The organism is Pseudomonas delhiensis (assembly GCF_900187975.1).
Classification (GTDB): Bacteria; Pseudomonadota; Gammaproteobacteria; order Pseudomonadales; family Pseudomonadaceae; genus Pseudomonas; species Pseudomonas delhiensis.
This window is the reverse complement of sequence record NZ_FZPC01000025.1, coordinates 51773-68927: the sequence shown is the minus strand read 5'-3', so window position 1 is coordinate 68927 and position 17155 is coordinate 51773. Positions and strand designations below refer to the sequence as shown.

The following is a 17155-nucleotide window of genomic DNA, read 5'->3' as shown; positions in this document are numbered from 1 at the left end:
GACAAGACCCCAGAGGCACAAGATGAACGACAAGACTGGATTCGCCGCCATCGCGGCACGCGAGCAGGGGCTCAAGCGCCAGCTCACCTCGGCGCAGATGAGCATGATCGCCATTGGCGGCGCCATCGGCACCGGGCTCTTCATGGGCAGCAGCTTCGCCATCGGCTTCGCCGGCCCGGGCGTGCTGCTCAGCTACGCCATAGGCGCGCTGATCGCGCTGTTGCTGATGGGCTGCCTGGCGGAGATGACCGTGGCCCATCCCACCTCCGGCTCCTTCGGCGCCTACGCCGAGTTCTACGTCGGCCCGCTGGCCGGCTTCCTGGTGCGTTACGCCTACTGGGCGTCCATCGTCCTGGCGGTGGGCACCGAGGTCACCGCCATCGCCCTGTACATGAAGTACTGGTTCCCCGGCGTGGCCAGCTGGGTGTGGATCCTGCTGTTCTCCTCGGCGCTGATCCTGACCAACGCCATCAGCGTCAAGGCCTTCGGCCACTTCGAGTACGCCTTCTCGGCGATCAAGATCAGCGCCATCCTCGCCTTCATCCTGCTCGGCGCCTGGCTGGTGTTCGGCGGCACGCACCCGGAGTACGGCTTCCATCACTACGTCGCGCACGGCGGCTTCCTGCCCCACGGGCTGTCCGGCATGTGGGTCGCGGTGATCATCGCCATCTTCAGCTACCTGAGCATCGAGATGATCGCGGTGGCCGCCGGCGAGGCCGAACAGCCCGAGCGCGCGGTGAAGCAGGCCTTCCGCGTGACCATGGTGCGCCTGCTGGTGTTCTACCTCCTTACCCTGGCGCTGATCCTCGCCATGCTGCCCTGGGACCGGTCGGGGCAGGGCGCCGAGAGCCCCTTCGTCAGCGTCATGCAGCAGGTCGGGATTCCCGGCGCCACCGGGCTGATCAACTTCGTCATCCTGGTGGCGGCGCTGTCGGCGATGAACAGCCAGCTCTACACCACCACGCGGATGATGTTCAGCCTCTCGCGCGCCGGCTACGCGCCCCGCGCCATGGGCCAGCTGAGCGGCGCCGGGGTGCCGCTGAACGCGCTGGCGCTGTCCTGCACCGGCATCGCCCTGGCGACCCTGGTCAACGTGGCGTTTCCCGAGCAGTCCTTCATGCTGATGATGGCCATCTCGATCTTCGGCGCGCTCTTCGCCTGGATGATGATCTTCTTCACCCACTACCGCTTCCGCCGCTACCACCAGGCGCGCGGCGGCCTGCAGCTGTCCTTCCGCATGTGGGGGTTCCCCTGGGCGACGCTGCTGGGGCTGGGGCTCATGCTGGCGATCCTGCTGACCACCGCCTTCGTCGATGCCTTCCGCATGACCCTGGTCTTCGGTATCCCGTTCCTGGCGCTGCTGACGGCCGCCTACTGCCTGTTCGTGCGCAAGGCCGCGGCGGCGGTGGCGGCGGACCCGGCGCAGTCGCTGTAGCCCAAGGCACCTCGGCCAGGTTCGGCTTCGGAGCTGCGTTGGCGTCCGTAACCCTCTCCCCAGCCCTCTCCCGCAAGCGGGAGAGGGAGCTTGTCCGTGCCGAGAAGGGGAATGGTTTTAACCTGCTACTTCGGTACTAGCCGGATGACTCCTGGCTACCCGCTTGCGGGAGAGGGTTAGGGAGAGGGGGCGGAGTCAAGCCATGCACCGAAACCGCCGGGAGCGTAGGGCGAATAACCGTTCGCGGTTATCCGCCGCCTGACCTTGGTTGCGCAACGCTCGGGTTCGACCACGAAGCGCCTGTTCGACGGCACTCCGTTCCCGGTCGCGAAGCCGGATAGATCAGAGGGGTGTATCGGCGTACAACCGCGAACGCTTGTACGCCCTACGCCCGGGCGAGCCCCGGTGCTCAGCGGTTGAACCGCTCCACCAGCGAATACTGGCTCTGCGCCGTGCCGGTCAGTTCCTCGCTCAGCTGCGCGGTGCGCTGGGCCTCGTCGGAGGTCTGGTCGGCGAGCTGGGCGATGGTGGCGATGTTGCGGTTGATCTCCTCGGCCACCGCGCTCTGTTCCTCGGCCGCCGCGGCGATCTGGTTGGCCATGTCGGCGATGTTGGCCACCGAGTCGCTGATGCCGGACAGCGCCTGGTCGGCCTCCAGCACCCGCTCGACGCCTTCGTCGGCCTGGCGGCGGCCGACCTCCATGGCACTCACCGCGCCTTCGGCGGTGGTCTGCAGCTTGGCGATCAGGCCGTGGATCTGCTCGGTGGACTCGGCGGTGCGCTGGGCCAGCGAGCGCACCTCGTCGGCCACCACGGCGAAGCCGCGGCCCATCTCGCCGGCGCGGGCGGCCTCGATGGCGGCGTTGAGCGCCAGCAGGTTGGTCTGGTCGGCGATGCCCTTGATCACGTCGACCACGCCGCCGATCTCGTTGCTGTCCTGGGCCAACTGGCTCACCGCAAGGCCGGTCTCGCCCACCGAGGCGGACAGGCGCTGGATGGCTGCGCGGGTCTCGCTGGCCACGCTGCGCCCGCGGCGCGTCAGCTCGTTGGCCTGGCGGGTGGCGTCGGCGGTGCGCTGCACGTTGTTCGCCACTTCCTGGGTGGTGGCGGCCATCTGGTTGACCGCCGTGGCCACCTGCTCGGTCTCCACGCGCTGGCGTTCCAGGCCGGAGGAGCTGTGGTGAGCCAGGGTATCGGCCTGGCGGGCCTGGGCGGTGAGCTGTTCGGCGGTGTCCTGCAGACGTGTCAGGCAGGTCTTCAGCCGCGCTTCCTGGCTGAGGATGGACATTTCCAGGCGCGCCTGGGCGCCGCGGCTGTCGGTGTACATCTGTGCGATCAGCGGGTCCGAGGTGGTCTGCTCGGCCAGGCGCAGCAGGCGCTTGAGGCCGCGCTGCTGCCAGCCCAGGCCGGCCAGGCCGAGGGGGATGGCGAGCAGGGCGGCGAGGGCGAAGCCCCAGTGCGAGTCCAGCCAGACGCCGATGAGGAAGGCCACCTGGCTGATCAGGATGAACGGCAGCCAGTCCAGCAGCACCGGCAGCCACAGGTCGCGGCGCGGGATCGCCGGCTTGCCGGCGTTGATCCGCTGGTACAGGGCCTGGGCGCGCTCGACCTGCTCGGCGCTGGGGCGCACGCGCACCGACTCGTAGCCGACGATCTCGTTGCGCTCGAAGATGGGCGTGACGTAGGCGCTGACCCAGTAGTGGTCGCCGTTCTTGCAGCGGTTCTTGACGATGCCCATCCACGGCTTGCCGTTCTTCAGCGTGGCCCACATGTGGGCGAACACCGCCGGCGGCACGTCCGGATGGCGCACCAGGTTGTGCGGCGAGCCCTCCAGCTCGTCCCGGGCGAAGCCGCTGATGTCGACGAAGGCATCGTTGGCATAGGTGATCACGCCACGGCTGTTGGTGGTGGAGATCAGGCGTTGTTCCGCCGGGTAGGTGCGTTCACGCTGGGTGACGGGCTGGTTGTTGCGCATTCAGGGCAATGTCCACGAAAAAGGCATGTGACGGTTTTGTTATCGGCCGGGATCAACGAAAGTTGAAGCCTTGTTCGATATTTGACGTAGGAATATTGACGTGGACGATGGCAAAACGCTACCTGTCACATGGTCGTAGGTAATTTTCCTGTGGATTTATAGGTTTTGTCTGCTGGACAGCGGGTGTCGCGCAGGAATCGCGGGCAGGGTCCGCTCCTACGACAGACTCCGAATCCCGCATGGGGCGTAGGGCGTATAACCGTTCGCGGTTATACGCCGTTTCACCTATCTCCCCACCGGCTCCGACCTCGAGCCGGGCGACTGCTCAGATCAGGCTGCGCAGCACGTAGTGCAGGATGCCGCCGGCCTTGAAGTACTCCACCTCGTTGAGGGTGTCGATGCGGCACAGCACCTCGAAGCCATCCTGCTTGCCGTCCTCGCGGGTGACTTCCACCTTCAGCGTCATGTGCGGCTTCAGCTCGCCGTCCAGGCCGCGGATGTTCAGCACTTCCTTGCCGGTCAGGTTCAGCGCCCCGCGGTCCTGGCCGCCGGTGAACTGCAGCGGCAGCACGCCCATGCCCACCAGGTTGGAGCGGTGGATGCGCTCGAAACTCTCGGCGATCACCGCCTTGACCCCCAGCAGGTTGGTGCCCTTGGCCGCCCAGTCGCGGGACGAGCCGGTGCCGTACTCCTTGCCGGCGACTATCACCAGCGGCGTGCCCTCGGCCTGGTAGCGCATGGCCGCGTCGTAGATCGCCAGCTTCTCGCCGCTGGGCACGTGGAGGGTGTTGCCGCCTTCCTCGCCGCCGAGCATCTCGTTCTTGATGCGGATGTTGGCGAAGGTGCCGCGCATCATCACCTCGTGGTTGCCGCGCCGCGAGCCGTAGGAGTTGAAGTCGGCGTAGGCCACGCCGTGCTCGCTGAGGTAGCGCCCGGCCGGGCTGTCCTTCTTGATGTTGCCGGCGGGGGAGATGTGGTCGGTGGTCACCGAGTCGCCCAGCACCGCCAGCACCCGGGCCTTCTCGATGTCGGCCAGCTTCGGCGGGGCCTCGGCGATGTGCTCGAAAAACGGCGGATGCTGGATGTAGGTGGAGTCGGCCTGCCAGGTGTAGGTCTGCGCCTGGGGCACTTCGATGGCGCGCCACTTCTCGTCGCCCTGGAAGACCTCGGCGTATTCCTTGTGGAACATCGCGGTGTCGACCTTCTGGATCGCCTCGGCGATCTCCCGCTGGCTCGGCCAGATGTCCTTCAGGTACACCGGCTGGCCGTCCTTGCCGGTGCCCAGCGGGTCCTTCGACAGGTCCAGGCGCACGCTGCCGGCCAGGGCGTAGGCCACCACCAGGGGCGGGGAGGCCAGCCAGTTGGTCTTCACCAGCGGGTGCACGCGGCCCTCGAAGTTGCGGTTGCCGGACAGCACCGAGGCCACCGTCAGGTCGGCCTGCTGGATGGCCTTCTCGATGGGCTCCAGCAACGGCCCGGAGTTGCCGATGCAGGTGGTGCAGCCGTAGCCCACCAGGTCGAAGCCCAGCTCGTCCAGGTAGCGCGTCAGGCCGGCGGCCTTGAAGTAGTCGGTGACCACCTTGGAGCCGGGGGCCAGCGAGCTCTTCACCCAGGGCTTGCGCTGCAGGCCCTTCTCCAGCGCCTTCTTCGCCAGCAGCCCGGCGGCCATCATCACGCTGGGGTTGGAGGTGTTGGTGCAGGAGGTGATGGCGGCGATGACCACCGCGCCGTCCTGCAGGTGGTGGCTCTTGCCCTCGTGCTGGTACTCGATGCCCTGGCTCTCGGCGCTGCCCACCGCGGCGCCGCCACCGCCCTCGTTGAGCAGGCGCGAGACTTCCGGGCTGCGCGCGGCCTTGGGCTGCAGCGCGAGGAAGTCGGCGAAGGCCTTGCCCACCTGGCCCAGGGGCACGCGGTCCTGCGGGCGCTTGGGCCCGGCCAGGCTGGCCTCGACGTCGCCCAGGTCCAGCTGCAGGGCGTCGGTGAACACAGGCTCGTGGCCCTTTTCGCGCCACAGGCCCTGGGCCTTGCAGTAGGCCTCCACCAGCTTGACGGTCTGTTCCGGGCGGCCGGACAGGCGCAGGTAGCCCAGGGTGATCTCGTCCACCGGGAAGAAGCCGCAGGTGGCGCCGTATTCCGGGGCCATGTTGGCGATGGTGGCGCGGTCGGCCAGGGGCAGGTCGGCCAGGCCGTCGCCGTAGAATTCGACGAATTTCCCCACCACGCCCTTCTGCCGCAGCATCTGGGTGACGGTGAGCACCAGGTCGGTGGCGGTGATGCCTTCCTTCAGCTTGCCGGTGAGCTTGAAGCCGATCACCTCGGGGATCAGCATCGACACCGGCTGGCCGAGCATGGCCGCTTCCGCCTCGATGCCGCCGACGCCCCAGCCGAGCACGCCCAGGCCGTTGATCATGGTGGTGTGCGAGTCGGTGCCGACCAGGGTGTCGGGGAAGGCGTAGGTGCGGCCGTCCTCGTCCTTGGTCCACACCGTGCGGCCCAGGTACTCCAGGTTGACCTGGTGGCAGATGCCGGTGCCCGGCGGCACCACGCGGAAGTTGTCGAAGGCGTTCTGGCCCCAGCGCAGGAAGGCGTAGCGCTCGCCGTTGCGCTGCATCTCGATCTCGACGTTCGCGGCGAAGGCGGCCTGGCTGGCATAGCGGTCGACCATCACCGAGTGGTCGATGACCAGGTCGACGGGGGACAGCGGGTTGATCTTCTGCGGATCGCCCCCGGCCTTGGCCATGGCGTCGCGCATGGCGGCCAGGTCGACCACCGCCGGCACCCCGGTGAAGTCCTGCATCAGCACCCGCGCCGGGCGGTACTGGATCTCGCGCTCGGAGCGGCGCTCCTTCAGCCAGCCGGCCAGGGCGCGCAGGTCGTCGGCGTTGACCGTATGGTTGTCCTCCCAGCGCAGGAGGTTCTCCAGGAGCACCTTGAGCGACTTCGGCAGCCTGTCCAGGTCGCCGAGCTGCTTGGCGGCTTCCGGAAGGCTGTAATAGTGGTAGGTCTTGCCGCCCACCTCTAGGGTGCGCAAGCTGTTCAGGCTGTCCACTGCGGGCATGACGTTCTCCTCAGGCTGGATTCTGCCGGTGATCGACGGCACAGTTCCGATACTGCTGGTCCGATACTGCTGGAAAGCCCGGGCGGATTTCCCGGCTTGGCACGAAAGGAACGCAGATTGGCAGTCATCTTCTGCATATCGGGCGGCATCCTGGCGATTTCCGGCATGCGCTCCCCGGGGCACGGCAAGCCCTGGATCGCGACTTCGGAACTCTCAAACTAGACCGCTGCGCGCGGTCTTGCCATGGGTTCTGGACCTTTTGCCGCAGCCGGGGGTTCCCCTGGCGTGCGGCGAATCCGGGTGAAAGCCGGCCGCGCAGCGACTATAGTGCGCGGCCAAGGAGACACCCCGATGAACACCCTGCTACTGCATTGCCGTCCGGGCTTCGAGAACGAGGTCTGCGCGGAGATTTCCGACCTGGCCGCGGGCCTGGACGTGGCCGGCTACGCCCGCGCCAAGCCGGCCACCGCCTATGCCGAGTTCGTCTGCCAGGAGGCCGACGGCGCCGACCGGCTGATGCGCCACCTGCGCTTTTCCGAGCTGATCTTCCCGCGCCAGTGGGCCCGAGGCACCGGCTTCGTCCCGTTGCCCGAGCAGGACCGCATCGGCGCGCTGCTGGAGGAGCTGGGCCCGTACCCGCTGTGCGGCAGCCTCTGGCTGGAAGTCTTCGACAGCAACGAAGGCAAGGAATTGTCGACCTTCTGCCGCAAGTTCGAGAAGCCCCTGCGCGCCGCCCTGGTCAAGGCCGGCAAGCTGCGCGAGGACCCGAGCCTGCCGCGCCTGCTGCTGACCTTCCGCTCCGGCCGCGAGGTCTTCGTCGGCCTCGCCGAGCCGCGCAACAGCGCCATGTGGCCGATGGGCATCCCGCGCCTGAAGTTCCCCCGCGAGGCGCCGAGCCGCTCGACCCTCAAGCTGGAGGAGGCCTGGCACCACTTCATCCCGCGCGCCGACTGGGACAAGCGCCTGGCGCCGAACATGCTCGCCGTGGACCTGGGCGCCGCGCCCGGCGGCTGGACCTGGCAACTGGTCAACCGCGAGATGCGGGTGATCGCCGTGGACAACGGGCCCATGGCCGAGAACCTGGTCTATTCCGGCCTGGTGGATCACCAGCGCGCCGACGGCTATGTGTTCCGGCCGCGGCAGACGGTGGACTGGATGGTCTGCGACATCGTCGAGAAGCCGGCGCGCACCGGCTCGCTGATCGAGACCTGGATCGGCGAGGGCCTGTGCCGCGAGGCGGTGGTCAACCTCAAGCTGCCGATGAAGCAGCGCTACGCCGAGGTGCGCAGGATTCTCGAACGCCTGCGCGAGAGCTTCCGCGAGCGCGGCCTGCGCGTGGCCATCGGCTGCAAGCAGCTGTACCACGACCGCGAGGAGGTCACGGTGCACCTGCGACGCCTGTAGGCGCCTGCGACCCACGACCTTCGGCGACTTGCCGTGGCGCCGCGCAGCGACCATGCTGTGCGGCGCACCCCCTCCCGGAGCCGCTCGTGAAGCGAAAGTTGCCCTCGCTGCTGGGCAGTTACAGCCGCATGTTGTTGCCGCGCCGTGGCCTGGACCGCGGCGAGCGCCTGCCGAACCTGGCCATGGACAGCCGCGGCCTGCGCTTCGACGCCCGCCACCTGCGCGCCTACCGCCAGCACTTCGGCCTGGACCCGGCCCTGGGCGTGCCCCTGTTGTACCCGCAGGTGATCAGCCTGCCGCTGCACCTGCGCCTGCTCAGCCGTTCGCGCATGCCGCTGTCGATCCTCGGGCTGATCCACCTGCGCAGCCACATCCAGCGCTACCGGCTGCTGGAAGAGGGTGACCAGCTGCAGCTGGACTGCCGCATCCTCACCAGCCGGCGCAGCCCGCTGGGGCTGGAGGTGGACGTGGCGACCGAGGTCTGGCACCACGACATGCTCTACTGGCAGTCGATCACCACCTACCTGCGCCGCGGCGACTTCCTCGACGACCACGCCGAGCCCGACGCGCTGCCCGAGCGCGCCCAGTGGCACACCCTGGAAGTGCCTGCGCACCCCGGCGTGCAGTGGCGCGTGCCGAAGATCGCCGGCTGGCGCTACGCGGGCCTGAGCGGCGACTTCAACCCACTGCACCTGTCGCGCCTGATGGCCTCGCGCTACGGCTTCGGCAAGCCCTTCGCCCACGGCATGTGGAGCCTGGCGCGCAGCCTCACCGGCCGCCGCCTGGCCGAGCAGGTGCGCCTGGACGTGCACTTCAAGGCGCCGCTGCCGCTGGGCAGCCAGGTGCGCCAGAGCCACCGCCGCCTGGGCCACAAGGAACAGTGGGCGCTGCTGCCGTTGGACGGCGACGGCGAGCCGATGCTGCTGGCCCAGCTGGACGAGGCGCCCGCCGGGCCGCTGCGCTGAGTCAGCGGCCGGCCGCCAGGCGCGGCTGCAGCGGCAGCAGGGCGGGCAGTTGCACCTCGCCCTGCAACGCCACCGTGCGAAGCTGCCAGGAACCGTTGAACAGGTACTGGCCGCTGAAGCCGCTGACCAGCAGGCCGATCTCGTCCCCCGCCGCCAGGCGGGCGCTGACCGCGTTGAGCCGCGTCGTACCGCGGTTGAGCAACGGCTTGACCTGCTCGTCCAGCACCCGGGTGCGGCCGTCCGCGCCGCGAATCGCCAGCGAGGCGAACAACCGCGCCTGCTCGCCCGCGCCCAGCGGCCGGGAAAGGCGTACCTCGGGGCTGCCGAGCAGGGCGCCGGGCTCGGCGACCTGGTGCAGCGGGATGAAGGTACGGGGCTGCAGCAGCCCGCTGCTGGCCGGGCGTACCGGTGTCGGCGGCAGGGCCACGGTGGGGCCGGGGGCGGGCAGTTCGTCCAGCGCCAGGCCCTGGTCCAGGTCGAGGCTGACGCACAGCGAGGGCACGCTGTCGGCGGCGCCGGGGCGCCGGCGCAGCTTCTCCTCGTACCAGGCGAGGATGCCCTGGTAGAGGTTGATGGCACGCCCGCCGCAGTGGATCACCGGCTCGTTGTTGAACGGCGGCAGGCCGCTCCAGGCCTGCAGCGGCGGCGGCAGGATGTGCCCGCCCTGCATCCCCAGCAGGCGCACGTCGGCGCTGCCCTGGCGCAGGCACTGGCGGATCTGCAGGCCCTGGTCGAGGGGGAACAGGGTGTCGCGCAGGCCCTGGATCAGCAGGGCGTCGGCATGCGGGCGGCGGCCCTCGGCGCAGTAGCGCGCCGGGCTGTGGGCGGCCAGCTCGGCCCGCACCGGTGCGGCCATGCGCCCGCTGGCGCTGTGCAGGTAGTCGGCCTGGACGAACTTGCCCAGGTCGTAGCCGGTGGCCAGGCCCAGGCTGACCAGCACGCCGCCCCAGCCCATCTTCAGTTGGCCGTCGGGGGCCAGGGCGTCGCTCAGGTCGTACCAGGTGGCGATGGGCACGATGGCGTCGATGCGCGGGTCCTGCGCCGCGGCCAGCAACTGCACGGCGCCGCCGTAGCTCTCGCCGAGCATGCCCAGCCGCGGGTCGCCGGGGCCGTCCATGCTCAGCCGCGGCAGGTGCGCGGCGGCCCAATCGATCACCGCGCTGGCGTCGCTGACCTCGAAGCGTGGGTCCATCATCTCGATGCGCCCGTCGCTGCCGCCCCAGCCGCGCTGGTCGTAGCTGACCACCCAGTAGCCGGCCTTCCAGGCCTTGAGCGCGGCGCGCCCGGACATCATCTGCCTGCCGTAGAAGCCGTCCGGCCCGGTCACCCGCCAGCCGCCCCAGCCGTGGGTGTGCACGACCAGCGGCGCCGTCTCGCCGGCCCTGAGCGCCGGCTGGAACACGGTGGCGGACAGCCGCGTGCCGTCGCGGGCGGTGATCACCGCCTCGTACCAGGTGGCCGGCAGGTCCTGCCCGGCGCTGGCGGCATAGTCGGGCAACTGGTCGCGGGCGGCGCAGGCGGTGAGCAGCAAAGCGAGGCAGAGCAGGGCGGGCAGGCGCATGGGCGGGGGGCATCCGCTGTCGGGGAAGGCGCCGAGCTTAGCCCAGCGCGGCGCAGCGGGGGCCCGACGAAAGATTGGGCCATTGCCGTTCGCCCGCGACGCGTGACCCTGCGCCCCGCTTTGGGCGACAATGCGCCATTCGTTTTGCGGAGCCTCTCCATGTCCCAGCCTGTCGACGCCATCCTCGACGCCACCGGCCTGAACTGCCCCGAACCGGTCATGATGCTGCACAACAAGGTGCGCGACCTGCCGGCCGGCGGCCTGCTCAAGGTCATCGCCACCGACCCCTCCACCCGCCGCGACATCCCCAAGTTCTGCATCTTCCTCGGCCACGAACTGGTGGAGCAGCAGGAAGAGGCGGGCACCTACCTGTACTGGATCCGCAAGAAGCTCGACTGAGCCGTCGCCGTCGCCGATGTTTCCTGGGCGTAGGGCGAATAACCGTTCGCGGTTATCCGCCGCTACACCTCGGCTCAACCCGAGTTCACGGCCAACCCTGGTGATCTGATCGGCGGATAACGCCGGAGGCGTTATGCGCCCTACGTCGGCCACAGGGAAAACGCCTCGCCCGCTTGACCCTCCCATGGCAAAGTCGAATGCTGTCCGCTCTTGGTCATTGAAAGTGGACATCATGAAAGCCCTGGACATCGAGGCCGTGCAGGCCTTCGTGCTGGTCGCCGAGCTGAAGAGCTTCACCCGCGCCGCCGAGGCCCTGGCCAGCACCCAGTCGGCGGTGAGCCTGAAGATCAAGCGCCTGGAGGACGGCCTCGGCCGCCGCCTATTGGAGCGCACGCCGCGCCTGGTGCGGCTGTCCGCCGACGGCGGGGTGTTCCTGGAAGCGGCCCGCGCCCTGGTGGCGGCGCACCGCCAGGCGCTGGGCGCGTTCGCCGGCGGCCAGCCCAGGCGGCTGGTGGTCGGCATCAGCCACCACATCGTCGGCGCCGAACTGCCCGGGTTGCTGCGCCAGCTCACCCGCAGCGAGCCGGGGCTGCTGCTGGAACTGCGGGTGGACAGCTCGCGGGAAACCCTGGAGCGCTTCGACCGCGGCGACCTGGACGTGGCCCTGGTGCTGCAGCAGGGCCCGCCACGCCAGGACGGCGAGGTGGTGCTGCAGGAACCCTTCGCCTGGATGGGCGCCGCCGACTTCCAGCCATTGCCCGGCCAACCGCTGCCCCTGGCCACCCAGGCCGAACCCTGCAGCGTGCGACGCATGGCGGTGGACGCCCTGGACCAGGCCGGGGTGGCCTGGCGCGAGGTGTTCGTCGGTGGGGGGTTGATGACCATAGGAGCGGCAGTGAGCGCGGGCATAGCTGTGGCAGCCCTGGGCCGCCGGGTGGCGCCGGCGGGCTGCGAGGATGTGGGGGCGCGGCTGGGGCTGCCGGCGTTGCCGGGGCGCGATGTGCTGTTGTTCTCCCATCCCCGGGATGCGCAGGCGCAGGGGATGTTGCGCACCTTGGTGGCGGCGGTGCGGAGTACGGCGGGGTAGGGAATGGTTATCCGACCTGGAGGCTTTTCGTAGGAGCGAGCTTGCTCGCGAACGAGGCTTCCCGGGACTTCGGCGCCAAGATTGGAGCACCCTCTCCCCAGCCCTCGGCTGCGCGCCCCGCCCTGAAGGGAGAGGGGGCTAGTCCGTGCCGAGAAAGGATTTGGTGTCAGCCGGCTACTCGGTGCAAGCCGGCTAACGCGGAAATACCAGCGCACGCCGAACGGTCCCCTCTCCCTTCAGGGAGAGGGTTAGGGAGAGGGGGCGGAGTCAAGCCGAAACACTGTAATTGCCGGGAAACTCCATTCGCGAGCAAGCTCGCTCCTACGAAAAACCCCATCCTTACCCCACCAGCACCCGGGCCACCCGCACCACACCCCAGGCCATCCCCAGCACCATGAAGGCGCCGAAGGCCAGCCCCGCCAGTTGTGCCGCCAGTTCCCGTTTCTGCCTGTCGTTCATGGCAGTCGCTCCAGCCCTGGCCGTGCCAGGTACAGGACTTCGTAGCCGAGGCTGCCCGCGCGTGCCTCCAGTGCCTCGGCACTGAGGCTGAAGCGCAGCAGCGTCCAGCGCTGCAGGTCGGCCACGACCCAGGCCGCCAGCACATCCTCCCGGCCCGGCAGCGCCGCGCCGGCGGCCAGCGCGCCGTCGCGCAGGGCGGCGGCGCCTCTATCGGACAAGGGTAGTTCCTCGCGGTACAGCGCGCGGGCCGGGCGATCGAAGGCGGGGCCGCGGCAGGCGTCCAGCGGCAGCCAGGTTTCCACCGCGGGCCGGCCGAAGCTGTCGATCACCCCCTGGAAGGCCTCGCTGGCCAGGAAGGCCGCGGCGGCCGCCGGTTCCTGCCAGAGGTAGACTGAGGCGTAGAGGTTGCCTTCGGCGCCGTGGCGGCCCTTTTCCTGGAGGACGAAAGCCTTGCACTCCAGGCCCGGCCAGGCGTCCCAGTGCGGGCCCTTGCTGGCGGCGCGCTGGCGGATGGCGCCCATGTCGTGTGCCGCCGGCAGGCGGTGGCTGTATTGCATGGCGAACATGGCGGACTCCTTTATCCGTGGGCCTGGAAGGAGTCTGAGCGGCCGTAGCCATGCGAAACAGATATGAACGATTGTTTTAGTGATTCGATCTAGAAATCATTGAAGCCCAGTTCGCCCTGGGCCTGCTCCGGCTTCGGCCGTGCCGGGCGCTGGCGGGTGGGCGGCGGTGCCGGTTTGCGCGGCGCGCTGGCTTGCGCCTCCGGCTCCGGCGGCGGCAGGGCCAGCCGGCAGCTGCGCACGGTCCACCAGCGCGGCAGCAGTTGGCGCACTTCGCTGCGGCCGAAGCGGTCGTCGATCAGCCAGACCACACCTTCGTCCTGCTGGGTGCGGATCACCCGGCCGGCCGCCTGCACCACCTTCTGCAGGCCGGGGTAGAGGTAGGTGTAGTCGTAGCCGTCGCCGCCGCCATTTCCAAAGAGGGCATACATGCGCTGGCGGATTTCCTCGTTCACCGTGTTCACCTGGGGCAGCCCCAGGGTGGCGACGAAGGCGCCGATCAGGCGGTCGCCGGGCAGGTCGATGCCCTCGCCGAAGGCGCCGCCGAGCACCGCGAAGCCGATGCCACGCCCGCCGTTGCGGAACCGTTCGAGGAAGCCTTCGCGCTCGCTCTCGTCCATGTTGCGCGCCTGCACCCAGACCGGCACCCCGGGCTCGTCGCGGACGAAGCGTTCGCGCACCTGCTCCAGGTAGGCGTAGCTGCTGAAGAAGGCCAGGTAGTTGCCCGGCCGCTCTCGGTACTGCCGGGCCATCAGTTCGCAGATCGGCCGCACCGACTGGGCGCGGTGCTGGTAGCGGGTGGACAGGTTGCGCACCACCTGCACCTCCAGCTGTTCGGCGCGGAACGGCGATTCCACGTCGATCCAGGCGGTGTCCTGCGGCAGGCCCAGCAGGTCGCGGTAGTAGTGCGCCGGCGTCAGGGTGGCGGAGAACAGCGTGCAGCTGTGGGCCTCCTCGAAGCGCGGGGCGAGGAAGGGCGCGGGGATGACGTTGCGCAGGCACAGGGTGGAGTAGACCCGGCCGCTTTCGGTCTGGCGGCGGGTGATGTCGAACAGCGAGTGCTCGCCGAAGGCCTCGGCCAGGCGGCAGAAGGCCATGGCGTCGAGGTAGAAGCCCAGCAGCTCAAGGCTGTTGCCGTCGGGCTGCTCGCTCAGGTGGTCGGTGATGGCGGTCACCGCCTTCTGCAGCGCGAGGATGAACAGCTCCGGCGCCAGCGGGTAGACCTGGTATTCCAGCTCCTGGTCGCGGTGCAGCTGGTTCCAGTGGCGGCCGACGCGCTCCAGCGCGCCCTTCAGCTTGGCCGGGGCGACGCGGCGCAGGTCCTGGAAATCGGCCTGGTCGAGTTCGCCGGTGTACATCTTGCGCCCGCGCTCCACCAGGTTGTGGGCCTCGTCCACCAGCAGAGTCACCTTCCACTCGTTGAGCACGGTGAGCGCGTATAGCAGGGCGCTCATGTCGAAGTAGTAGTTGTAGTCGCATACCACCACGTCGGCCCAGCGGCTCAGTTCCTGGCTCAGGTAGTAGGGGCAGATGCCGTGCTCGCGGGCCACCTCGCGAATCCGCGCCTGGTCCAGCCAGGCGCCGTCCAGGGCGGCCAGGCGGGCGGCCGGCAGGCGGTCGTAGAAGCCCTTGGCCAGCGGGCAGGAGTCGCCGTGGCAGGCCTTGTCCGGGTGTTCGCAGGCCTTGTCGCGGGCCACGTGTTCCAGCACCCGCAGCGGCAGCTCGGGTTCGTCCTGGCGTAGGCTGGCCAGGGCCTCCAGGGCCAGGCGCCGGCCGGGGGTCTTGGCGCTGAGGAAGAACAGCCGGTCCAGGCCCTGGCCGGGCATGGCCTTGAGCTGCGGGAACAGGGTGCCGAGGGTCTTGCCGATGCCGGTGGTGGCCTGGGCCATCAGGTGGCGGCCGTCGCGGGCGGCGCGGTACACCGCCTCGGCGAGCTGGCGCTGGCCGTGGCGGAACTGCGGCCAGGGGAAGCGCAGGCTTTCCAGGGCTGTATCGCGCGCCGCGCGGTGGGCCATCTCGCGTTCGGCCCAGGTCACGAAGCGCTGGCAGTGTTCCTCGAAGAAGGCGTGCAGTTCGTCGGCGCTGAAACGCTCCTGGAATACCGTCTCCTTCTGCGTCATGACGTTGAAGTAGACCACCGCCAGGTCGATTTCCTCCAGGCCCTGCAGGGCGCAGAGCAGCCAGCCGTAGACCTTGGCCTGGGCCCAGTGCAGCTGGCGGTGGTTGTCGGGGATGCGGGCGATGTCGCCGCGGTGCGTCTTGATCTCTTCCAGGCAGTTGCGCGCCGGGTCGTAGCCGTCGGCGCGGCCGCGCACCACCAGGTTGCGGTAGGCGCCGGCCAGCGGCAGCTCGGCGAGGTAGCCGGGGCCGCGGCGGCCGACCACGGTGGCGTGGCCGGCCATGCCTTCCTGGACGGTGGGCGAGGGGGTGAAGCGCAGGTCGAGGTCGCCGACCTTGGCGGTGAACTCGCAGAGCGCGCGCACCGCGACCTGGTAGTTCATGCGGCCGGCTCCCCGGCCCAGGTCACGTAGCAGACCTCCACCGGCATGCCGTGCGCGGCGCAGAAGGCCAGCCAGCGCTTCTGGTTGTCCTGCAGGCGGTCGCCGGGGCCCTTCACCTCGATCATCCGGTAGCGGCCCTCGGCGGGCCAGAACTGGATCAGGTCGGGCATGCCGGCGCGGTTGGCCTGCAGGTCTTCCAGCAGGCGGCCGAACCAGGCCTTCAGGTGCGCCGCCGGCAGGCAGGCCAGGGCCTGTTCCAGCAGGTTCGCGTCCAGCAGCTCCCAGAACACGAAGGGCGATTGCAGGCCCTGTTTCTCGCGGTGGATGCGGCGCATCTCGTCGGCGTAGGCGCCGCTGTCGAGCAGTGCCAGGCGCGCTTCGAACAGCCCGGCGCGACGGGCGCGGAACTGGCTGTCGTAGAGGTCCGCGGGGCCTGCGTGGAAGGGGTGGAAGAAGGCGCCGGGCAGCGGGGTGAAGATCACTTCCCAGCAGAGCAGGCCGAACAGGCCGAGGACCAGGGTGTTCTCCACGTAGTGCACCGGCGCTTCGGGGCGGGCCAGGTGCAGTTGCACGCACTGCTCGACGCTCAGGCCGGGCTGCGGCTCCAGCTCCAGGTCGATACGGGGCGGCGGCGCGGCCCTGGCCTTCGCCGGCCGGGCGTGGCCGAGCTGGCGGCGCAGGCGCACCAGGGCGCGCTCGATCAGCTGCGCCTCGGCGGCGTCCTGGGGCTGGGCCGCGGCCTGCAGGGCCAGGTCGTAGGCATCGGCATGGCGTTCCAGGCGCTCCAGCACGCGCACCTGGCGTTGGCGGGCGCTGGCGTGTTCGCTGGCGGCATAGACCTGCAGGGCGCCTTCCCAGTCGGCTTCGCGCTCCAGTTGCTGGCCGATGTGGAACAGCACGCGCCCGCGACGGCGCTGCAGCTGGGCGGTGCCGCAGTCGACGCTGGCGATCAGCGGCAGCAGTTCCTGGGCCGCGGCGCCCAGGTCGAAGGCTTCGCGGCAGCGCTGCAGGAACAGGTGTGCGTCGATTTCCTCGCGGCTGGCGAAGCCGCGGGATTCGCGGGTCAGCGGCACCGCCTCGTAGCGCAGGATGCCCAGGTCGGTGAGGACGAATTCGGTCCAGTCCTGGTACAGGTTGCCGAAGAACATCAGCCGCAGGCGCTCCACCAGCGCGCCTATGGCCAGGCTGTAGACGGGCTCGTCCAGCTGCGGGCACCAGATGGCGAAGGGCCGCGGCTCGGCGTCGACCGCGGCCAGTTCGGCCAGCAGCTCCGGCTTGCGCAGCTGGCGGCTGGACAGGCGGGCGCCGAAGCAGTCGAGGATTTCGTCCTTGCGCAGCAGGCCGAAGAGTTCCTCCAGGTCCAGCGCGGCGGCGCCATCCAGCCAGCCGGCCTCCAGCAGCGGCGCGGCGGCCCGGCGCGGGCAGCCGATCTCGGCGTAGTCCAGCTTGCTGGCGCGAAAATGCGGGCCCTTGCGCATGATCAGCCGCACCAGCAACGCCCGGGCCTCCAGCGGCATGGCCTGGAAGTCGCGGAGGAAGGCGCGCTCGGCGGCGTCGAAGAGGTCGTCGTAGCGTTCTTCCAGCCAGGCGAGGGCGCGGTGGAAGTTGGTCAGGTAGTAGAAGCGCGGGTCGGTCTGGAAGGGCATGGGCGAGGGCAGGGGCTGTATCTTTATACAGATATCAGCCGGAGCGCGGATTGGCAATCGGTGGGGGATGGGTGGGGGGATTTGTTGGTTGGGGGCTTTTGG

General features: G+C 69.5%; 11 protein-coding genes. 5 read left to right on the top strand and 6 right to left on the bottom strand.

The annotated features are described in order from the left end of the window. The first annotated feature begins 22 nt into the window (after positions 1–22). A complete protein-coding gene (locus CHC02_RS21900) occupies positions 23–1435 on the top strand; it encodes an amino acid permease (protein ID WP_089393516.1) in 1413 nt (470 codons plus the stop codon). A 409-nt stretch (positions 1436–1844) separates the two neighbouring features. Here CHC02_RS21900 and CHC02_RS21895 read toward each other — a convergent pair whose 3' ends face one another. Continuing rightward, on the bottom strand, positions 1845–3410 hold the full coding sequence (locus CHC02_RS21895; protein ID WP_089393515.1) for a methyl-accepting chemotaxis protein: 1566 nt from the start codon (positions 3408–3410) through the stop codon (positions 1845–1847). Positions 3411–3735: 325 nt separating this feature from the next. After that, positions 3736–6468 carry an aconitate hydratase AcnA gene (gene acnA / locus CHC02_RS21890; RefSeq protein ID WP_089393514.1) on the bottom strand — a complete coding sequence of 911 codons (2733 nt, stop codon included), beginning with the start codon at positions 6466–6468 and terminating at the stop codon, positions 3736–3738. A 351-nt stretch (positions 6469–6819) separates the two neighbouring features. Between acnA and rlmM the strand changes: the two genes are divergently transcribed. Next, positions 6820–7872, top strand: coding sequence for a 23S rRNA (cytidine(2498)-2'-O)-methyltransferase RlmM (gene rlmM, locus CHC02_RS21885; RefSeq protein WP_089393513.1), 1053 nt, complete (start codon positions 6820–6822; stop codon positions 7870–7872). Between the two features lie 86 nt (positions 7873–7958). Next, complete coding sequence (locus tag CHC02_RS21880) at positions 7959–8837, top strand: MaoC family dehydratase (protein WP_089393512.1); 879 nt, start codon at positions 7959–7961, stop codon at positions 8835–8837. A 1-nt stretch (position 8838) separates the two neighbouring features. On the opposite strand, the gene CHC02_RS21875 is transcribed toward CHC02_RS21880, so the two are convergent. Beyond that, positions 8839–10398: an alpha/beta hydrolase gene (locus tag CHC02_RS21875; RefSeq protein WP_089393511.1), complete on the bottom strand. Its 1560-nt coding sequence runs from the start codon at positions 10396–10398 to the stop codon at positions 8839–8841. Between the two features lie 159 nt (positions 10399–10557). Here CHC02_RS21875 and tusA point away from each other — a divergent pair, with 159 nt between their 5' ends. After that, the gene (gene tusA / locus CHC02_RS21870; RefSeq protein WP_009622807.1) at positions 10558–10797 is read left to right on the top strand and encodes a sulfurtransferase TusA; all 240 of its coding nucleotides are present in this window, start codon (positions 10558–10560) and stop codon (positions 10795–10797) included. Positions 10798–11029: 232 nt separating this feature from the next. Then, positions 11030–11884, top strand: coding sequence for a LysR substrate-binding domain-containing protein (locus CHC02_RS21865; protein ID WP_089393510.1), 855 nt, complete (start codon positions 11030–11032; stop codon positions 11882–11884). Between the two features lie 455 nt (positions 11885–12339). Here CHC02_RS21865 and CHC02_RS21860 read toward each other — a convergent pair whose 3' ends face one another. The 3 genes from CHC02_RS21860 to CHC02_RS21850 form a co-directional block, all read right to left on the bottom strand. Next, a complete protein-coding gene (locus CHC02_RS21860; protein ID WP_089393509.1) occupies positions 12340–12909 on the bottom strand; it encodes a DUF4865 family protein in 570 nt (189 codons plus the stop codon). An 89-nt stretch (positions 12910–12998) separates the two neighbouring features. Next, on the bottom strand, positions 12999–15407 hold the full coding sequence (locus CHC02_RS21855) for an ATP-dependent DNA helicase (protein ID WP_089393508.1): 2409 nt from the start codon (positions 15405–15407) through the stop codon (positions 12999–13001). Continuing rightward, positions 15404–17053: a VRR-NUC domain-containing protein gene (locus tag CHC02_RS21850; protein WP_089393507.1), complete on the bottom strand. Its 1650-nt coding sequence runs from the start codon at positions 17051–17053 to the stop codon at positions 15404–15406. The genes CHC02_RS21855 and CHC02_RS21850 overlap by 4 nt, the downstream gene beginning before the upstream one ends. Positions 17054–17155 lie beyond the last annotated feature (102 nt).